The sequence below is a fragment of the Rhizobacter sp. P5_A1 genome (assembly GCF_056400745.1).
Genome location: NZ_JBFUKR010000020.1, coordinates 32,950 through 50,960, shown reverse-complemented (window position 1 = coordinate 50,960; position 18,011 = coordinate 32,950). Strand labels below are relative to the sequence as shown.

The following is an 18,011-nucleotide window of genomic DNA, read 5'->3' as shown; positions in this document are numbered from 1 at the left end:
ACGTCACTTGCTCTTCAAGTCCGGGTTGTTTCGGCTGAGGTAGGCCCCCAACGCTGCGAGATCGGCATCACTGATCTCCGTCTTTCGATAGAACGGCATGACGGAGATGCCATTGCGCACAAAGACCGCCACGAACTCGGGCGTGAGGTTGGTTCGCTCAGTCAGGAGCGCAGGGACGCTGGTGCCATATCTCATGCGCAGCGCGGATGTCCCCGGCAGCTCCGGAAAGGGAGGAAAGCCAGGGCCGGAACCGTGACAGGCAATGCAGTTGTATTCGTAGACCTGCTTGCCTTTTGCGATTTGATCGGCAGGCTCGTCCTTCGCTACCGCCGCCAATGCACACAGGGCGAGCGAAGCTCCGATCGGCAATGCGAGTGCTTTCATTTCGCGCCCTTTCTCATGGAACGGGGCCAGAAGCCGCCGCGACCCGGAGAAATGATCCCCTTCGGATCGACCGCATCTTTCAGCGTTTCGCAGAAGCGGCGCAATGCGTTGTCATTGAAGGCATAGGTGCCCATCACCTGCTCCTGGAACGCCGGGGCCGTGCGGTATTCGCCATAGCCGTGCTTGGCGCCGAGTGCGATCAAATGACGCATCGCATCGCGAGACCGCTTGTTGACCTCCGGGTCGGAGCGCGAAACGGGAATGATTCCAACGAGCACGAAGGCCCGCGTGAACGTGAAAGGCACGGTGAAGGGGCCGTATCCGAACGGACCCAGCGCCGCGTTGTGATCCACGCCGCCCGAGCGCATGCCCTCGGCAAAGATGCGCTGCGCTTTCAGGAATTCTTCACCGGTGCGAGGAACGATCGGCGAGAAGAACAGATGACCATCCGTCGGATTGCCGGGCCAGTAGGGGCTTCGCGCGCCGACGGAAAAGACGCCCAGGTTCGGTATCCCGACCTCGCCCTTGTAATGGACCGCATCCTGTGCCTCGGCCGACAGCGGGAACCTGAGGCTTTCCTTGTCTTCGTATCGTGCGCCGGGAATCGCTTTCTCGATCTTCGACTTGGCGTACTGCCACTTGGCTTCATTGATCTCTGGGGGGCCGTAGAAATTCAGACCCACCTGCCAGGACGGCAGCCCCTTCTCGGCGGCATATCGGTCCGCCGCGTTGCCGTTCCAGACATCGGGCGAACTGGCAATCTGACGCAACGCCGGATCGGCCATTTGTGCGTAGAACAACTGCGAATCGAAGATCGGCGTTCCGATGATGCCGCTGCTTTCCAGCACGCTGGTGATCTCGACGAGCGGGACGATGTCTTGCCGCCTCGGAACCGTGACCACCTTGCGCAGGAACGATTCCGGCTCCGGCATCAGATGAATCCCCATCTTGGTGACGATGCCGAAGCCCGCCTGCGAGAACAGGCCGTCGACATAAGGGCCATACCCGTAGCGGAAATCGGCGGAGGTCTTGGTCCCAGGCATGGCGCCCATGCCGGTGCGCAGCAATTCGCCGTTGGGCAGCACGACCTCCAGGCCACAGTGCGCCCAGAAGTGATCCTTGTATTGGCCCCAGGTCCAGCCGACGCCGTGATCCAGCGCGTTACCCACCACGCTGCCCCAGCCCGGATCGGGGCAATCAATCCAGACTTTGAGCTTGCGGCTGCGGATATGGCGATGCAGGTCGAAATAGGAGACACCGGGTTCGACGATCGCAAAGTGACGGCGATCGTCGACCTCGATGACCTTGTTCATCCGCTTGAGGTCGACGACCACGCTTCCGGAAAGATTGGGGGCAGGACCGCCATAGCCCAGGTTCTTGCCAGTCGAGATCGGGTACAGAGGAATGCCGAACTGGTTGGCGATGCGGACGATCGCCTGCACTTCCTCCACATTCTTCGGTGCAAGCGCGGCTGAGATCAGCCGCTCTTCGGCTTCACCCCACACAGGCGAGTACGGGTCGCGATACAGCGCCACGTCCTGGTCGGATGTGAAAGTCCACTCCTCACCGACGGCCGATCGAAACGCTTCGAGGGCTGCATTCCATTGAACGACTGTCACATTCGGCGGCATTGGCATTTCTTTGATTCCTACGAATTCAGAGACCATTCAAAGGCGCGATCACCCAGGTCACGAGCGCTTCCGTACCCGAGGTAGTCGCCTTGGGCACGATGGCGTGCGTGCAATCGCCCCACTCCGCCCTGCACCCGAGGGCCACGTCGACGGAGGGGCCGCCGAACGCATGTGCTGCGCCCTCGAGCTGAACGCGCATCGCGGAAGGAAGATCAGCGCTCGGGATGTGCCGGACCCCGTGCGCGCCTTCGCGATGGTCGATTCGAAGACGAACCCGCAATCCAAGGCTCCAGGCCATTTGCTCGAAGCAGAACAGCGCGCCGGTGCTTGTCAGGCCGATGAGCGGCATGGGACGGGCGTGCAACGCCGGGAGAATCTCATCGAACCACAGCGTGGATATCTCTCCCGAGATGCCGACCTGCCTGATCCCTTGGATCTTCGCCCGTTCGGCAAAGGCAAGACTCTGTGGAAAGCGGCGATCGAAAACAGCTCGCACGACGTCCGCGCGAATTTTCGCGGCCGCATTCGAAGCGCCGAACGGCAAGGCCAAGGTCGGCGCCAGAGCTGCAGCGAGCATCACGTCTCGACGATGCAAGCCGGGCCGTGACGAATCAGGCGCCACCACGCCGTTTGCCTTGAGCGTTGCTTTCATCTGTCACTCCTGGCCGCGAGGTGCGCGCGAATCTCATCAGGAATTGGCACCGCCCGCAGGTCTTCAGGGTTCGCAATGGGGTGGACTCCCCACACGCGCACATCAGTCGCTTCCATCAGGCATGTTTCTCCGCGGTACATCCGGTGTTCGAACGTGAGTGACTTGGTCCCCACCTTCGCAACCTCGATGACGTGCTCGATGCGGTCGTGCAGCTTCGCCGCCTGCCGGTATCGCAGTTGCTGCTCGAGCACCGGCAAGCCGCAGCGCAGGTCGCCTTCCAACATCCGGTGCGGGTCCACGCCGAACGAAAGGAACATGTCGGTCACCCCGTCGACCATCCAGCGCAGGTAGTTGGGCGAGAAGATGATCCCGGCGGGGTCGCACTCGCTCCAATGGAGCAGACGGGAGTAGCGATAGACCATCCCTGGCGCAGCGCCAACCAGGGGCTGGTTCTCGATTCCACTCATTTGACGATCCCTGGAAGCCAGGTGGCAATGGGCGGAAAGAAGAACATCGCCACAAGCATCAGCATGCTCATGACCACGTATGGCACGACCGCGCGGAAGATGTGGGCCATGGTCACCGATGGCGGGGCGACGCCCTTCATCGTCATCAGCAGCAGTCCATGCGGGGGCAGCAACAGCCCCATCTGCATGCAGACGAGGAACATGATGCCGAACCACACCGGGTCGACGCCCAGCTTCTGCACGATCGGCATGAAGATGGGAATGGTGATGAGCATCATGCTCACCTGATCCACGAAGATGCCCAGGAAGATCAGCATCGACATCATCCCGGCGATGATTGCCATGGGCCCCAGTCCCACGGCTGTGATCGTCTCGACGATGCCGTTGGAGGCACCGGAGAAAGTCAGGATCTGCGCGAACGTGGTCGCGCCCATGATGATCAGCAGCAGCATCCCCGAGATCCCGATGGTCCCCCTGAGCGACTTCATCAACGCGCGGGTCGACAGCGCGCGGTACGAGAGCGCAATCGCCAGCGTCGCCACCACACCTAGCGCCGCGCTTTCGGTCGGCGTGGCCCAGCCGAACACCATCGCGCCGACCACCACCCCAAAGATCGAGAGCAGCGGCAGCACGTACTGGCAAAGCGGCCTGAATCGCTCCCAGCCGCGAAAGTGCTCGAACTCGGTCGCGGGCGCCAGCGAAGGATTCGTGGCGGAGCGCAGCACGATCCACGCGACGAATCCGAGCGCCAGGAGGAGCCCGGGCACGATGCCGCCAATCAGCAGCCCGGAGATGGAGATGTTCGCCAGGCTGCCCAGCAGCACGGACAGCGCGCTGGGCGGGATCAGCATGTCCACCGCCCCGATCGCCATGATGGGTCCCGTGGCCATCGTCGGGTGGTACCCGCGCTGCAGCATGACGGGCACCATCAGCGAGCCGAGCATCGCGGTGGTCGCGATGGTCGACCCTGAGATCGCCGAGAACACGGTCCCGGCCACGACAGCCACGACGGCCAACCGCCCCGGCACGCGCGTGACCAATCGCTCCACGCCTTCAATGACCTTCACCGCCAATCCGGTGTGGAACAGGATTTCGCCCATCAGGATGAACAGGGGAATGGGGGTCAGCGAAAAGCTGGTGACCGCGACGACACTGTTGCGCACGAGCTGGCCCAGCCCCGCTTCGCCGCCCAGGTAGACCCAACCACCTACCAGGTTGGTGAACAGGAATGCAAACGCCACCGGGAGCCCGGCAAAGAGGAGCAGAGTGGAGCCGCCAAGCAGCAACCACGCCGGGACAATCCAGGCACTCATGATGCGGACACCGCGTCGGAACGCGGCATCTTCGGACCGTCCGCAAGCCGCCACATGCGAAACGCGAATTCGACAGTCAACAACGAGAACGCGATCGGCAAGGGCGCCATCACCCACCACTCCGGAACGACGATGCTCTTGATCTGGATCGCACCGCTCGCATGGCTGCGCAAGGTGACGACCAGGCCCATGCCCGCCAGCGCCACGCACGCGCCGAAAGCCAACGCGTCCGACACCCACTCACAGGCCCAGGCAAGCTGCGGGGGAAAGGCCCGCAGCAGGATGTCGACTCGAATGTGCTGCCCACCCCTGAGCAACCAAGGTGCGGCCAGCAAGGTGCAGAGGTACAAGGCGTACTCCGAGATGTCGCTCGCACCTGGAAAGCCGCGCGGCAACCCGGGTATCTCCACGTTCCGAAGCACGACGTCCAGGGTGATCGAGCTCACCATCACCAGCAACAGCATGCAGGCCAGCACCACCATGAGGTCATACAGACGACCGAAGCCCGCCTGCAGCGCTTCGATGATGTTGCCATGGGGTGTGCCCAGGATCTCGTGCCGTGCCACGCTGCTCATGGCTTCTTGGACAGCAATGCGCGCAGCTTCGGGCCATGGACCGGGCTGGTCTTGATGAGGTCGGCCCAGCCCGCTTCGTACACGGCGTCCAGGTACTTCGCGGTGTCCTCGGCACCGAAGGTGAGCGGCTGAATGCCGGAGGCGTTCTGCTTCGTCTTTTCGTCCTCGCCTTCCTTTCGCCAATACGAGGAGTTGGCCTCCACCTCCATGGCCATCTTCTGGACGAAGTCGCGCTGCGGCGGCGTCATCGCCTTCCACTTGTCCAGGTTCATGATCAGCGACACGTCGGCGTCGTAGAACCCGGGGTCGATCCTGAACTTGGTATGGCTCGCCAGGTTCAGGTCGAAGATGCCCCCGATGGACCAGCCGTATCCGTCGATCACGCTGCGTTCCAGCGCGGTGTAGATCTCGCCCGGCGGGATGACGACGACGTTGCCGTTGAGCGCCTGCACCGCCGGCCGGATAGCGGGCGAAACGCGGACCTTCCTGCCGGTGAGATCGAGCTTGTCGACCTTCTTCGTCAGGAAGATGTGGAAGGGGTAGCCCTCGACCATGCGGGCGAGGTACTGCATGTTGCCCTTGTCGTTCCACACCTTGTTGATGTATTCGATCGCGCCGCTCTTGCGCTGTTCGGCCACCGGGATCTGCGCCATCTTCAGCATGTCCGCCTCCGGGAACACATTCGTATAGAAGGCGCCCGGACTCAGGGCCATGTCGACCACACCGGTTTTCACCGCATTGCCGATCTCGAAGGTCGGGACGGCCCGGGGACCCCCGATAAAGGTGATCTTCACCAGGCCCTTGCCCTGCGCATTCACCCGCTCGCTCCACTTCACCAGCGCCTGGGACCAGGCCGTGTTCTCGGGGAACGCGGTGACCAGGCGGATCTGCATTTCTTGCGCGGTCGACGCGAAGGCCAGCAGGCTGAGGCCTGCCGCGATGGCGAGACGCTCGAACGTTTTGATCATGGCTGCATGTCTCTTTGTTGTCGTTGAAGGAACAGCGCGGGACCGCGTCACATCGCAAGTGAAACGGGCGCGATCTCGATCGTGCGAGGCCGCTTCAGCTGCGTCAGCAACCGCTCGGCCTGATCCTTCGCCTCGGCGGCCGCCGTGGACTTCACTGCTTCATAGCCCCGGATCGCGGTGGGCAGCAGAAGCAGCTCCGTGACCTGTGCGGCGTTGCGCGCGTCGAGCAGACGGAGCGCTTCGGTCAGCGCCGCCTCGTACCACGCGATCAGCGCACGTTCCTCGCGCCGCGACGCGAAGGCGCCGAAGGGATCGAGCGGCGTACCCCGCAGGAACTTGAACGCGGCCAGCGTCTTCAGAACGGGACGGATCCAACCGCCGATGCGCACCTTGCCCTTCACGCCAAACAGGCGTGCGAACGGTGGCTGCAGGTTGTACTTCAGGCGAACGCTGCCGTTGAACAGGCCCGCCACGCCCTCGTCGAAGCCCGATTTCGTGAGCAGCCGCGCGACTTCGTATTCGTCTTTGTAAGCCATCAGCTTGTGCAGGCTCTCGGCCACTGCGGCCGTGACCTCGAACGCATGCCGTTCGCCCCGCGCGGCAACCTCCGCTTCCATCGAGGCCACGACACGCTCCAGGTAGTGGGTGGCGTAGGCGGTGTCCTGGTAGTCGGCCAGGTCGACCGAGCGCAGCATCACGCGGTTGCGCAAGGGCTCGGGCAGCCTGCCCAGCCGCGACTCGAAGGCGGCCAACACGGTGAACCGGCCCTCGCTGCGCAGGGCGTTCAGCCGGCCGGTCCGGTCTGCCAGGGGGCGCGCCTTCAGCACGCCCAGGGCCTCGACCTGTTCCGGCGCGTGTACCCAGAGTCGCCCGGCGCGAAACGCCTGGGTGTTGGCCTCCACCTGCGTGCCATTCAACGCGATGGCCGCTTCGATGTGCTCGGCGCGGATCGGCAGCCAGCCGGCCTGGTAGGCCGCACCGATGGCCACCATGTTGGTCATCATGAAGTCGCCGAAGAGCGCTTCCGCCATGCGACGGGCGTCCAGCGTCAACGAGGCGCCCTCCCGGGCCGCCCTGGCGACCGTGTCGCAAAGCTCCTGCGCGGGCAAGGTCTTGCTGGAGTCGCGGATCACTTCGCCGCTCGGGAACACGCCAGCGTTGATGACCGCACGCGTGCGGTCCGTGTCGCAGCACATCAGGTTGCTCGCGCTCGCTGCCGCGAGCAGGTCGAGCGCGAGGTAGAGGTCGGCCTTGCCGATGCCGACCTTGTTGGTCAGCGGTGGCTGTTCCGCGGGTGCCAGGATCAGGCTCGAGAGCACGGCACCCCACTTCTGCGCTGCCCCGGTTTGGTCGTACGTCTTCACTTGCAGCCCCTGCATGGCCGCGGCCTGCGCGAGGATCGCACTCGCGGTCAGGACGCCGGAGCCCCCCAGGCCGGGAACGTAGACGTGAAAGGGCGCGAGCAGCGGCTCTGGCGAGACATCGGGAAGCTGGGCGGCATCGATGGTTGGGCGCTTGGGCTTGCGCAGACCCTTGCCGGCCTCGATCTCCACCGTCACGAACGATGGGCAGTCGCCCTGGATGCACGCCTGGTCCTGGTTGCAGGTGGACTGGTGGATCTGCGTCTTCAATCCGAACTCGGTGGGCACCTTCTGCAACGACATGCAGTTGGCCTTCGCGCCGCAGTCCCCGCAGTTCTCGCAGACCTCCTCGTTGACCACCGTGAACACCGTCGTCGGGGGCAGCAGTCCCCGCTTTTGCCGCCGGCGCCGCTCGTTCGCGCAGGCCCCGTCGTAGATGAGGATGGTGACGCCCTTGATTTCCGCCAGCTCCTTCATGGAGGGCTCGATGTCGTCCGGCGCGCGCAGCACCACCTCCGTCGGGAGCTTCACCTTGGCGTACGACTCCGGCTCTTTCGTGACCAGGACGACGCGCATGGCGCCGTCCTGCAGCAGGCGGCGGGTCAGGTCGGCGATCGCGCTGGCACCAACGGCCTCCTGGCCGCCGGTGTTTGCGAGCACACCGTTGATCAGGAGCTTGAACGTCATGTTCGCCCGGCTCGTGATCGCGAAGCGGATGTTCTGGTAGCTGGAGTGGAACAGCGCGCCGTCGCCGACGTTCTGCACGATGTGAGGCCGGCTCGTGTACGGCGCCAAACCGATCCAGGGGAGCCCTTCGCCACCGAGTTGCGTCGTCGCTTCGACGCGCTTTTGCGGCTTGTCCATCAGCGCCGCGAACAGGTGGCATCCCGGCGCGCCCCAGGCCATCTGGCCCGGTGCGAGCAAGGTGGACACGTTGTGCGGGCAGCCGGAGCAGTAGTTCGGCGCACGGCCGGGCAAGGTGGGGCTGCGCGAGACAGACTTGCTCTGCAGGTAGGCGACCCGCTCGAGGCCTCGGGCCGGCAGCGCGATGCTGCGGCCGAGCACGCGGGCGAGCCGTTCGACCAGCATGTCGCTGGTCATGCCGCCCTCGATCGGGAACAGGCGCTCGCCGTCGGTGTCGGTCTTGCCGACAAGCTGGGTCACCGTGGTGCCGACGATGGCGGCGGCGACCTGGCGTTCCAGGAAGTCGCGCTTCTCCTCGATCACGATCACCGTGTGCAGGCCTTGTGCAAACTCCCGGAAGAAGGCGCCATCGGACGGGCAGAGCAGGCCCACCTTGGCCAGCCGGATGCCATGGGCCTCCAGCGCCGCGTCGTCCAGGCCCAGGTCCTCCAGCGCTTGCCTCGTGTCGGCCCAGCTCTTGCCCGCACTGATGATGCCGACGCGGTCCGCGGGTGTGGCGCGCACGACCCGGTTCAGGCCGTTGGCACGTGCGTAGGCCACCACCGCAGCGTGGCGCTCGTCGTACAGACGACGCTCGGTTTCCACGTTGGTGACCGGAAAGAACCGGTGGTTGGCGGCTCTCGCGAACGGCTTGCCGCCGACCTGCAATTCGGGAATCTGCGGTCGCAGGCCGTGCGCCCGCATCTGCACGACCTCGCCGCCGTCGCACAGGGTGCCGACCAGCTTCAACGCCGTCCAGCAGCCCGAGTAGCGGGACAGCGCGGCCGCATGCAGCCCGTAGTCGAGGAACTCCTGCACGCTGGCCGGGTAGAGCACCGGGATGCCGTGGTGCTCGAACGAGAACTCCTGTTGGTAAGGCACCGTGGAGCTTTTCGCCTCGTGATCTTCGCCACTGAGAATGACCACCGCACCGTGCTCGCTGGTGCCCGCGAAGTTGCCGTGCTTCAGGGCATCGCCCGAGCGGTCCAGCCCCGGGCCCTTGCCGTACCAGTAGCCCACGACCCCGTCGACATCGGGATGCGGGTGTTCGTCGAGCATCTGGGTGCCGATCAGCATCGAGACCGCAAACTCCTCGTTCTGGGCGGCCTGGTGCGTGATGCCCTCGGCCTCGAGCGCGTGCCGGGCCTGCCGCATCGCAATGTCGATGCTGCCCAGCGGCGATCCGGGATAGCCCGTCACGAAGGCCTTTGTGCGCAGCCCCGCCGCCCGGTCCGAACGCATCTGCTCCAGCATCATGCGGATCAGCGCCTGGTTGCCGTTCAGGAACGCCAGCGGCGTGTCGGCGTCGTGGCGGGCGTCGAGCGAAGCCGTCATGCCGCGTCTCGCCCGGCCATCCGAACCGTCATCGAACCGACACCTTCGACGCTGGCATCGAGCACGTCGCCGAACGTGACCGGGCCGACACCGGCCGGCGTGCCGGTCATGATGACGTCGCCGGGATACAGCGTGTAGGTGGCCGAGGCGTACTCGATCAGGCGTTGCACGTCGTAGATCAAGTAGCGGGTGTTCGACTGCTGACGCAGTTCGCCGTTGACGCGGATGCTCAGGTCCAGCGCATTGGGGTTGGCGATCTCGTCGGCGGTGACGATCCATGGCCCGAGCACGGCAAACGTGTCGGCGGACTTGCGAAAGCCCGGAAACTCGGGCCCGCGAACCGTCATGTCCAGGCCGATGCAGTAGCCGAACACGTGGTTGAGCGCATCCTCGCGGCGAATCCTCTTGCCCCGCCGGCCGATCACGACGGCCAACTCCACCTCCTGGTCGGTGCGCCGGTCGGGAAACGGGATGACGATCTCTTCGCTGCAGCCGATCAACGAGCTGCCGGCTTTCAGGAACAGGCCGAACTTGTCCAACTCGGTGTAGGTCTTGCCGTGGTTGATCTGCGCGTCCGCATTGGCTTCGTCGATGTGGTCGCGGTAGTTGATTGGCGCGCCGATGATCTTCCCGGGGTTGGCCACCGGTGCGCGCAGACGCACGCTCGCAAGCGGCACCCGCCGGCCCGATTCAGCGGCCGCCCGGACCTCGTCGCGCAGTGCCGGGAAGTGCTCGATCACGAAATCCGACAGGGGATAGGGCCACGCGGGCCGTGCGACATGCTGGAAGACGTCGGTCACATCCACCACATGCTGGTCGAGGACGATGCCGATGCGGTGGGCATCGAAGAGGCAGAGTTTCATGACGCGGTGGGTCTGAGTTCAGCTGCGCTGCTCGCGCAGCAGTCCAAGCTTCTCGTGGACCGGGCGGTCGGAGTAGCCGAAGAGAACGGTGTCTTCGTGGGCGTGCGCCGACCAGGCCGTCCAGCCCGGGATGGCCACGATGTCGTTGGCCCCGATCGACAAGCTGCCACCCTGCTGCAGGACGATGTCGGCACGCCCTTCCATGCCGACCAGCACCAGGCTGTCGGTGCTGCGGTAGGAACGCGTCTGGAAGCCGCTCGGGAACTGGCGCAACGTCGTGCCCAGGGTCGGCATGGCCCAATCGCCGTTCAAGGGATTCACGTACTTCAGGCAGATGCCCAGGTGCGGATCGACCTCGCCGCCACGGGCGAGCACTTGCAAGGCGTCGCGCGAACGCTCGTACGGGTACGAGAACACGGGCGAGGTCATGCCGGCCTTGCGGTCGGCGTCCAGCGGCAGCATGCCGGAGCCGAAGCGAGCGGTGGCCTCGCCTTCGGTGCGCTGCAGCGCCTGCGCACGGACTTCATGGTTCTCGCGAAAGCCTGCGCGCAGGAAGCTCACCAGCGGCACATCGAGGCCATCGAGCCAGACCACCGGTTCGTCGCCTTGATGCCCATGGTCGTGCCAGGTCCAGTGCGGTGTGATGATGAAGTCGCCGCGCCGCATGCGGGTTTTCTCGCCGTCGACGGCGGTGTACGCGCCATCGCCGTGCAGCACGAAGCGCAGCGCGGATTGCGTGTGCCGGTGGGCCGGCGCCACTTCTCCCGGCAGGATCAATTGCAAGCCGCCGTAGAGCGTGTCCGTCACCTGCGAGCGGCCGGGCAGGCCCGGGTTCTCGAGCACGAGTACGCGACGCTCGGCTTCTTCGGTGCTGATCAGTTCGCCCGAGCGCAGCAGTTGCGGGTAGACGTCCTGCCAGCGCCAGCACCAGGGCTTGGCGGCGGGGACGGGCTCGGCGGGGACCAGGCCCTGAAGCACGCTCCACAGCGGCGCGAGGTTCAGCGGTCGCAGCGCGTCGTAGTACTGCTCGCGGAGCGATTGGCGCACGGCAACCGGAGTGGACGGTGCGTTCACCGCTGCGACTCCACCACCTGTGCGCGGCTCTTCTCCTCGGCTTCGACTGCCGCGACGAACGCCGGGTCCATCTTGCGCAGGTCCTGGCGCGTCACCTTGCCGGTGCGCGTCATATAGTCGTGGGTGAAGGCCAGGGGCGACAGGTGCAGCCGGTCATCGACGGCCTCGTACCAGTCGAGGCTGCGCGCGGCCGCCTCTTGGAACTCGGCGGATGCGGGCCGCCGGCTGTTCTCGAAGGCTGCCAGTGCGGCGCGCGCGTCGCCGCCGGCGCTGCCGACCGCGTCGCACAGCGCCATGGCGTCCTGCATGGCCATGCGGGTGCCTGAGCCGAGCGAGAAGTGGACCGTGCGATACGCATCGCCGATGAGGATGAAGCGATCGTGGCTGGCACGTGCGTTGGAAATGATGTTCGCGCGGAACCAACTGGAGCGGTTGCTCAACAAGGGCATGCCGTCGAGCTCTTCGCTGAACACGCGCGCACAGAACGCGCGGCTGTTCGACTCGCTCATTGTGTTGAGGCCGGCGCTTGCCCAGGTCTCGGGCGAGCATTCCACGAGGAAGGTGCTGTGGGTGGGGCTGTACTGGTAGCAGTGCGAGATGAAGGTCCCCCACTGCGTCGGCACGAAGATCAACGACACCGGGTGAAAGAGCGCCTCCGTGCCGTACCACGCAAAGTGGTTCCGCCGGGTCTCGATGCGGGTGCCGAACTCGTCTGCGAACTGCGTCCGCAGGGTGCTGTTGCCACCGTTGGCGAGCACGACCAGATCCCAGCTGGCATCGATGTCTGAGAGGGAGACGCTGCGGTTCCACTCCAACTCGACGCCCACGCGCTCGCACGCCGCTTCGAGCCTGGCCAGCAGTTCAAGCCGCGGGGTGCGCGAGAACTGATTCCCGTGGATGCGCACGCCCTGCCTGCGGTGCACCACTTCGATGTAGTCGCAGGTCTCCTGACCACGGATGAAGTCGGCAAAGAACTCTTCGTCCGCAGCGCGGATCGCATCGAGCGCCACACCGGAGAACACCACACCCCATCCGTAGGTGGCGCCGCGCGCGTTCTGTTCGACAACGCGGACGCGGTGCTCGGGATGCCGCTTCCTGAGCAGGTACGAGAAGTACAGGCCCGCTGGCCCGCCGCCCACCACGAGGATGTTCAAGTCTTGTCTCCGTATTCTTGTGGCGCGACGTCCGCAGTGGACTGCGCAGCCGGACTATTGACGCCCATCAACATTTAGGCAATAAAGCCGACCTTAAGATTGATATTTATCAAGCAAATGAATTCCATGGACCTCAACCTGTTGCCCGTGCTGGTCGCCTTGCACCGCTCGCGCAGCGTCTCGAAAGCTGCCGCCGAGCTCGACCTGAGCCAGCCCGCAACGAGCCTCGCCCTGGGACGGCTGCGCAAGGCCTTCGACGATCCTCTGTTCGTGCGATCACGCGCAGGGATGCTTCCCACCCCTCGCTGCACGGAGTTGGCCGACGCCGCAGCCAAGGCCATAGCCGACTTCAGCGGTCATGCGCAGAATCAGCCCGCATTCGATCCAGGGACGTCTCGTCGCGACTTCGTCATCACGACGCCCGACGTCGGCGAGCTGCACTTCCTGCCGGCGCTGATGGCTTACCTTGATCGAGAAGCGCCCAACTGCAATCTCCGGTCCGAGCCGTTTTCGACGGCGGACGTTGGCAATGCGCTGGAAGACGGGCGCTGTGACCTCGCGCTCGGGCTCTATCCCAACCTGGAGCAGCCCACGCTCTACACGCAGCAGATCTTCATGCACACCCTCGTCTGCCTCGTGAGAGCGGATCACCCCACGGTGCAGTCGTCACGCATCAGCATGCGTCGATTCCTGGAGCTCTCGCATGTTGTCGTGCAACCGACGGGCCGCAGCCAGGAGTTCTTCGAGGCGCTGCTGAAGGAGAAGGGCTTCACGCGCAGGATCCAGTTGAAGACGGTTCACTTCCTCTCGGTGCCGTCGATCATCGCCGTCACCGACATGATCGTGACGGTGCCGCGATCGATCGCGGATTACTACATCCGCCTCGAGCACCTGCGCGTCGTGGAGCCACCCATCAACATCAAGCCGTACCCGATCCGGCAGTTCTGGCATCCGCGTTTCCACAACGACCCCGCCGTGCGGTGGCTGCGGGAGTCGGTCGTCCGTCTGTTCGGCACGGTCGCCGCTTGACGAGCGCAGCACACACTCAAGAAGCGACCCTTTACTCCGCATGCTTGCTAGCGTTGCGCGCCTTGGCCCATCTGCCGTTCCCACGTCCGTCAAATTTCTACTGCTTTCCCGTCAGAGCCGGGCGACAACGCTTGGTCGTTAGGGAAACTACCTCTCCGTAGTGCCTTGCGAAAATAGTCAGGAAACCTGACTATTTGCTTGTCCCACATCAATTGTTCCGCGCGAATCCTGCTGATCGACGCCGCGACAAGAGAGGCGGTGCAAGACATCTACATCCGCAAGGTGGAGAAGATCGGCGGCAAGCTGGTGAACCGCGCGTTCGACGTCTGCAAGATGGTCAAGGACGCCGGCAAATGATGGCGCCAGCGCACATCGAGGAGGACAGGTCGTGAAGTTCGTGCGCAATCTCTGGTACCCGGCCGCGTGGGGGCGCGACGTCAAGGCAGACAGCGCCCTGTACCGCAAGGTCATCAACGAGCCCCTGCTGATCACGCGCCGGTCGAACGGGCACCCGGCCGTGGTGTCCAACGTGTGCCCGCACCGCTTCGCACCGCTGCATCTCGGACAGAGGGACGGCGACCTGATCCGCTGCGGCTACCACGGTCTCGAGTTCAATCTCGACGGTCGGTGCGTGAGGAATCCAAACGCACCCTGCACCATCCCGAGTGCAATGGCACTGCGCACCTATCCGGCGGTGGAGAAGCACACGATGGTGTGGGTCTGGATGGGCGAGCAGGCGCCGGACGAGAGCCTGATTCCCGACTACTCGGTGCTCGACGTCGTCGACGGTTTGTCTCGACAGACCAGCACGTTCACGATGAAGGTCCATGTCGACCTCGTGTCCAACAATCTGATGGACCTCAGCCACGCCTCGTTCCTGCACGCGGGGCTCATCGCCGTTCCCCAGCACGCGGACGCCGATATCCAGGTCGCGCAGTCCGGGCGGACGATCACCTGCGAAAGGTGGTCTCGCAACGCCCCGGTGCCGACGGTCTTCGACATGCTGTTCCGCCGCGATGGTCGCAACGTCGACTTCTGGAACAAGATGCGATGGGACCCGCCGGCGTGCTTTCTTCTCGACGTGGGTTGCCACGCCCCGGGTGACCGCCCCGAGGAGGGCGCCGGCTACAAGGGCATTCACATCCTCGCGCCGGAGACCGACTCGAGCACACACTATCACGTCGGCATCGTGCGCAAGCCGGCCAAGGCCGAGGATGCGGCGATCGAAGCCGAGATTTCGCGGCTGCGCAGCCACGCGTTCCAGAACCAGGATGCGCCGATGATGGAGGCTATGCAGGAGATGCTGGGGATCGAAGAACTGCTGACGCGCCAGCCGGTGCTGATAAGCGTCGACTCGGGGCCTGTTCGGATGAAGCGTGTCCTCGACGAGCTGCGGGCTCGAGAGACATGACTGCGGGCGAGCGCCGAGCCATCGCCTGCCAGGTGCAGCAAGGTCCACTCGAAGCCGAAGCTCCGTCCAACAGCAACTGCTTCTCGAGGGGATCGGCGAACTGGTGCGCATCGTCGCGCGTGCGCCTTCCAGTCGCGGTTGATGGTTCCTTGTGAGCCCGGATTCCCGTCGATGAGCCGAGAAAGATCCCCGCAGGCGTCGCCCACTTCGACTCGACCGCATGGTCGCGACGACCGCTGGCGCCAAACCAACTTGGGACGCCTGCTCAGCAATGCGCTGCGCCGCTTCGAAGCACGTGTCATCGACCTGCTGACGGCGGCAGGGCACACAGAGGTCACCCTGACCCACATCAATGCCACCCGTCATCTTGACCTCGAAGGGACGCGGCTGACCGACATGGCGAGCCGTGCGGCCATGACCAAGCAGTCGATGAGTGAACTCGTCGAGCAGCTCGAGGCGCTGGGGCTGGTGGCGCGTCGGCCCGATCCGGCGGACGGACGAGCGCGGCTCGTGTACTTCACGCCCAAGGGGCTGAACTGGCTCGACGACTTCCGCCGCGCGGTGCACCGAGCCGAGACCGAGGTCGCCACGACGATCGGCGCGGAAGCCCTGCGCAACACCAAGGAAGCATTGGGCCGCTATATGCCGCCCAAGCAGGGCTGAGGCTGAGAGCCTCTCGGCGAGCCCGTGGACCAGCACTTTGACCATCATGCCGGGTGGCACGGCTGGTTGCGCTGCCCGCCTGAAAAAGGATCGAAGTCGGTGGATCAGGGTTCAGTGCCTCGGCACGACCTTGCCACGATGAACCGGTCGACGCGGAGTTGCGGGACGCGGCGATGGTCAGGCGGCGTGTTCCGCCGGTGCGGTCACGGAACGCAGCAACTGCGACTGCGTGCGGCCCACGCAGCGCTCCCGCACCCTTCACTCCTCCAATCAAAGCCTCACACGCCGACGTACGTGCTCAGCAGCCGCTGTCCGACGCGATCTCGCAAGACTTCGTCAGTGCCGTCTGCATAGGTCGCCAGCCGCACCTCCGCGGCGTGCATGGCCAGGGGATGAACTGCGCTGGCGCCGATAGCGCCCATGGCACGCATGCACGCCTCGATGCCGTCAAGCGCGACACTCACTGCGAAGACCTTGGCCTGTGCAGCGAGGACCGTGACATCATCACCACGCTGAACCGCCTGCGTGGCACGGTGCACGAGCGCATCGGCAGCCTCCAACCGGATCGCCACGTCCGCCAAGCTCCAGCGCAGCCCCTGGTGCTCCAGCAGCGTCTTGCGGAATGCCACTCGAGAGCCGCAATATTCCAACGCCGTACGAAAGGCCCCGAGCAGCGTAGCCACACACATCGCGGCCACATGCACGCGAGCGGCGTTGATGGAGTCGAGCGACGCCTTCAAGGCGGTGCCGGGTGGGTGCAGCAGGGCCCAGTCGGGTACCAAGTGATCTCGAAAGGAGATCTCAGCCAAGCGGAACGAGCGCGCTCCGGGCATCGGCATCTCCGCGCGCTGCACCGAAGCACCCGCGCAGGGCACCAGGAAGCTGGCGATGTCAGACCCAGCGCCGTCGGGGGCGCGCGCCAGAAGGGTCACCCAGTCCACGATGAGACCATTGCTGACCCAGGCCTTTGTCCCGTTCAGCATCCACCCACCCTGGACCGGCACCACGCTGCTGGTCAGGGCGCCACTTGGCGGTGTGAGGTTCTTCGCGTTGGACAATCTCGTCGCAGTCGGAACGCACGAAAGCCTCGGCGAATTCAGGTGATCGCGGTCACGCCGGCGCGTGCGATCTGCGCATCCTCGCTGGACTTCACGCCGCTGACGCCGACAGCACCTAGTCCACTGAATCAGAAGAATCGGCGGTGATACGCCGGGTCGGGTCCCGCGTATTTCCACTTCAACGGTTTTGGATCCTTGTTGTACTGACGGATGTATCGCATGAGCTTCTTGTCGAGGTCCTTGGGTGAGGTGAAGATGCCGCGGGTGATTACGTCGCGTTGGATGCGGGCGAACCAGTTCTCCACCTGGTTGAGCCACGACGAGTAGGTTGGCGTGTAGTGGATCTGGACGCGACGATGCTTGGACAAGAACGCTTCGACGAGTTCGGTCTTGTGACTGCTGACGTTGTCGCAGATGACGTGAATCTGGCGATGCCAGGGCTGGCTGGCCACGATCTCTTCGAGGAAGGTGACGAACTGCTCGCTGGTGTGGCGAGCGGCGGTCTTGCCCAGCACCTCGCCGGTGGCCGTGTTCAGCGCCGCGAACAGGCTCAGCGTGCCGTTGCGTTTGTATTCAAAGCCATGGCTCTGGGCCCGCCCGGGCGACAACGGCAGCATCCGGTCCTTGCGATCGAGCGCCTGGATCGCAGTCTTCTCGTCCACACAGAACACCGCTGCGTGCGCCGGTGGGTTCAGATACAGCCCGATCACATCGGCCGCTTTGGACTCGAAGTCCGGATCGTTGGAGACCATGTGGGTGTCCAACCGGTGCGGGCGCAAGCCGTGCTTGCGCCAGATGCGCTGCACGGCGGAGAACGACACGTCGCCGAGTTCGCTCGCCAGCTTGCGGCTGCTCCAGTGGCTGGAGCCATCGCGGGGCAAATGCTTCAGGGTTCGATTGAGCACTCGCGCCTCCAACTTGGCCACCGAGCGCGCCGGCGCACGGCCCGGGTGCAAAGACACCAGCCCCGCCAAGCCCTGCTCGTCGAACGCCGCGGTCCAACGCGACACGAATGCGTCGTTGCAGCCGAGCTTGGATCGAATATCGACGCGGCGCTCTCCGTCGGCCCACAGCAGCACACAGCGCGCCCGACGCGCCAGCGCCGCATTGCCGTGCCGCTTGCGCATCACGGCGTCCAATTCACTTCGTTGCTCGCTCGTCAGCATCGTT

The 18,011-nt window shown here is 64.8% G+C and carries 16 protein-coding genes; 3 read left to right on the top strand and 13 right to left on the bottom strand.

The annotated features are described in order from the left end of the window. Positions 1-3: 3 nt before the first annotated feature. The 11 genes from AC1DTW_RS20195 to AC1DTW_RS20145 are packed head-to-tail and all read right to left on the bottom strand — an operon-like array spanning position 4 to position 12,680. Positions 4-384, bottom strand: a complete 381-nt coding sequence (locus tag AC1DTW_RS20195; RefSeq protein WP_477983172.1) for a c-type cytochrome — start codon at positions 382-384, stop codon at positions 4-6. Then, complete coding sequence (locus tag AC1DTW_RS20190) at positions 381-2,051, bottom strand: FAD-binding oxidoreductase (RefSeq protein ID WP_477983171.1); 1,671 nt, start codon at positions 2,049-2,051, stop codon at positions 381-383. Before AC1DTW_RS20190 ends, AC1DTW_RS20195 begins: the two co-directional genes overlap by 4 nt. After that, positions 2,041-2,667 (bottom strand): hypothetical protein, encoded by a 627-nt coding sequence (locus tag AC1DTW_RS20185; RefSeq protein ID WP_477983170.1) that lies wholly within the window; start codon positions 2,665-2,667, stop codon positions 2,041-2,043. The genes AC1DTW_RS20190 and AC1DTW_RS20185 overlap by 11 nt, the downstream gene beginning before the upstream one ends. After that, entirely contained in the window at positions 2,664-3,134 is a 471-nt protein-coding gene (locus tag AC1DTW_RS20180) for an acyl-CoA thioesterase (RefSeq protein WP_477983169.1), read from the bottom strand. Before AC1DTW_RS20180 ends, AC1DTW_RS20185 begins: the two co-directional genes overlap by 4 nt. Next, complete coding sequence (locus AC1DTW_RS20175) at positions 3,131-4,447, bottom strand: TRAP transporter large permease (protein WP_477983168.1); 1,317 nt, start codon at positions 4,445-4,447, stop codon at positions 3,131-3,133. Before AC1DTW_RS20175 ends, AC1DTW_RS20180 begins: the two co-directional genes overlap by 4 nt. Next, positions 4,444-5,022: a TRAP transporter small permease gene (locus AC1DTW_RS20170; RefSeq protein ID WP_477983167.1), complete on the bottom strand. Its 579-nt coding sequence runs from the start codon at positions 5,020-5,022 to the stop codon at positions 4,444-4,446. The genes AC1DTW_RS20175 and AC1DTW_RS20170 overlap by 4 nt, the downstream gene beginning before the upstream one ends. After that, entirely contained in the window at positions 5,019-5,990 is a 972-nt protein-coding gene (dctP, locus tag AC1DTW_RS20165; RefSeq protein WP_477983166.1) for a TRAP transporter substrate-binding protein DctP, read from the bottom strand. The genes AC1DTW_RS20170 and dctP overlap by 4 nt, the downstream gene beginning before the upstream one ends. Positions 5,991-6,037: 47 nt before the next feature. Continuing rightward, positions 6,038-9,589 carry an indolepyruvate ferredoxin oxidoreductase family protein gene (locus AC1DTW_RS20160; RefSeq protein ID WP_477983165.1) on the bottom strand — a complete coding sequence of 1,184 codons (3,552 nt, stop codon included), beginning with the start codon at positions 9,587-9,589 and terminating at the stop codon, positions 6,038-6,040. Then, entirely contained in the window at positions 9,586-10,452 is an 867-nt protein-coding gene (locus AC1DTW_RS20155) for a fumarylacetoacetate hydrolase family protein (RefSeq protein ID WP_477983164.1), read from the bottom strand. Before AC1DTW_RS20155 ends, AC1DTW_RS20160 begins: the two co-directional genes overlap by 4 nt. 18 nt (positions 10,453-10,470) lie before the next feature. After that, positions 10,471-11,499, bottom strand: coding sequence for a gentisate 1,2-dioxygenase (gene gtdA, locus AC1DTW_RS20150; RefSeq protein ID WP_477983163.1), 1,029 nt, complete (start codon positions 11,497-11,499; stop codon positions 10,471-10,473). A gap of 23 nt (positions 11,500-11,522) precedes the next feature. Continuing rightward, on the bottom strand, positions 11,523-12,680 hold the full coding sequence (locus AC1DTW_RS20145) for an FAD-dependent monooxygenase (RefSeq protein WP_477983162.1): 1,158 nt from the start codon (positions 12,678-12,680) through the stop codon (positions 11,523-11,525). A 126-nt stretch (positions 12,681-12,806) separates the two neighbouring features. Between AC1DTW_RS20145 and AC1DTW_RS20140 the strand changes: the two genes are divergently transcribed. The 3 genes from AC1DTW_RS20140 to AC1DTW_RS20130 all read left to right on the top strand — a co-directional run bounded on the left by AC1DTW_RS20140 (position 12,807) and on the right by AC1DTW_RS20130 (position 15,783). Continuing rightward, complete coding sequence (locus tag AC1DTW_RS20140; protein WP_477983161.1) at positions 12,807-13,709, top strand: LysR family transcriptional regulator; 903 nt, start codon at positions 12,807-12,809, stop codon at positions 13,707-13,709. A 388-nt stretch (positions 13,710-14,097) separates the two neighbouring features. Beyond that, on the top strand, positions 14,098-15,120 hold the full coding sequence (locus AC1DTW_RS20135; protein ID WP_477983160.1) for a Rieske 2Fe-2S domain-containing protein: 1,023 nt from the start codon (positions 14,098-14,100) through the stop codon (positions 15,118-15,120). A 252-nt stretch (positions 15,121-15,372) separates the two neighbouring features. Beyond that, on the top strand, positions 15,373-15,783 hold the full coding sequence (locus AC1DTW_RS20130) for a MarR family winged helix-turn-helix transcriptional regulator (protein WP_477983159.1): 411 nt from the start codon (positions 15,373-15,375) through the stop codon (positions 15,781-15,783). 278 nt (positions 15,784-16,061) lie between these two features. On the opposite strand, the gene AC1DTW_RS20125 is transcribed toward AC1DTW_RS20130, so the two are convergent. Next, positions 16,062-16,841, bottom strand: a complete 780-nt coding sequence (locus AC1DTW_RS20125) for an acyl-CoA dehydrogenase family protein (RefSeq protein ID WP_477983158.1) — start codon at positions 16,839-16,841, stop codon at positions 16,062-16,064. 128 nt (positions 16,842-16,969) lie between these two features. Beyond that, positions 16,970-18,007, bottom strand: a complete 1,038-nt coding sequence (locus tag AC1DTW_RS20120) for an IS630 family transposase (protein WP_477983157.1) — start codon at positions 18,005-18,007, stop codon at positions 16,970-16,972. Between the last annotated feature and the right edge of the window lie 4 nt (positions 18,008-18,011).

Excerpts from the sequence above, each read along its gene's own strand:
- AC1DTW_RS20195 (WP_477983172.1), bottom strand. The coding sequence starts at position 384 with ATGAAAGCACTCGCATTGCCGATCGGAGCTTCGCTCGCCCTGTGTGCA.
- AC1DTW_RS20190 (WP_477983171.1), bottom strand. The coding sequence starts at position 2,051 with ATGGTCTCTGAATTCGTAGGAATCAAAGAAATGCCAATGCCGCCGAAT.
- AC1DTW_RS20185 (WP_477983170.1), bottom strand. The coding sequence starts at position 2,667 with ATGAAAGCAACGCTCAAGGCAAACGGCGTGGTGGCGCCTGATTCGTCA.
- AC1DTW_RS20180 (WP_477983169.1), bottom strand. The coding sequence starts at position 3,134 with ATGAGTGGAATCGAGAACCAGCCCCTGGTTGGCGCTGCGCCAGGGATG.
- AC1DTW_RS20175 (WP_477983168.1), bottom strand. The coding sequence starts at position 4,447 with ATGAGTGCCTGGATTGTCCCGGCGTGGTTGCTGCTTGGCGGCTCCACT.
- AC1DTW_RS20170 (WP_477983167.1), bottom strand. The coding sequence starts at position 5,022 with ATGAGCAGCGTGGCACGGCACGAGATCCTGGGCACACCCCATGGCAAC.
- dctP (WP_477983166.1), bottom strand. The coding sequence starts at position 5,990 with ATGATCAAAACGTTCGAGCGTCTCGCCATCGCGGCAGGCCTCAGCCTG.
- AC1DTW_RS20160 (WP_477983165.1), bottom strand. The coding sequence starts at position 9,589 with ATGACGGCTTCGCTCGACGCCCGCCACGACGCCGACACGCCGCTGGCG.
- AC1DTW_RS20155 (WP_477983164.1), bottom strand. The coding sequence starts at position 10,452 with ATGAAACTCTGCCTCTTCGATGCCCACCGCATCGGCATCGTCCTCGAC.
- AC1DTW_RS20140 (WP_477983161.1), top strand. The coding sequence starts at position 12,807 with ATGGACCTCAACCTGTTGCCCGTGCTGGTCGCCTTGCACCGCTCGCGC.
- AC1DTW_RS20120 (WP_477983157.1), bottom strand. The coding sequence starts at position 18,007 with ATGCTGACGAGCGAGCAACGAAGTGAATTGGACGCCGTGATGCGCAAG.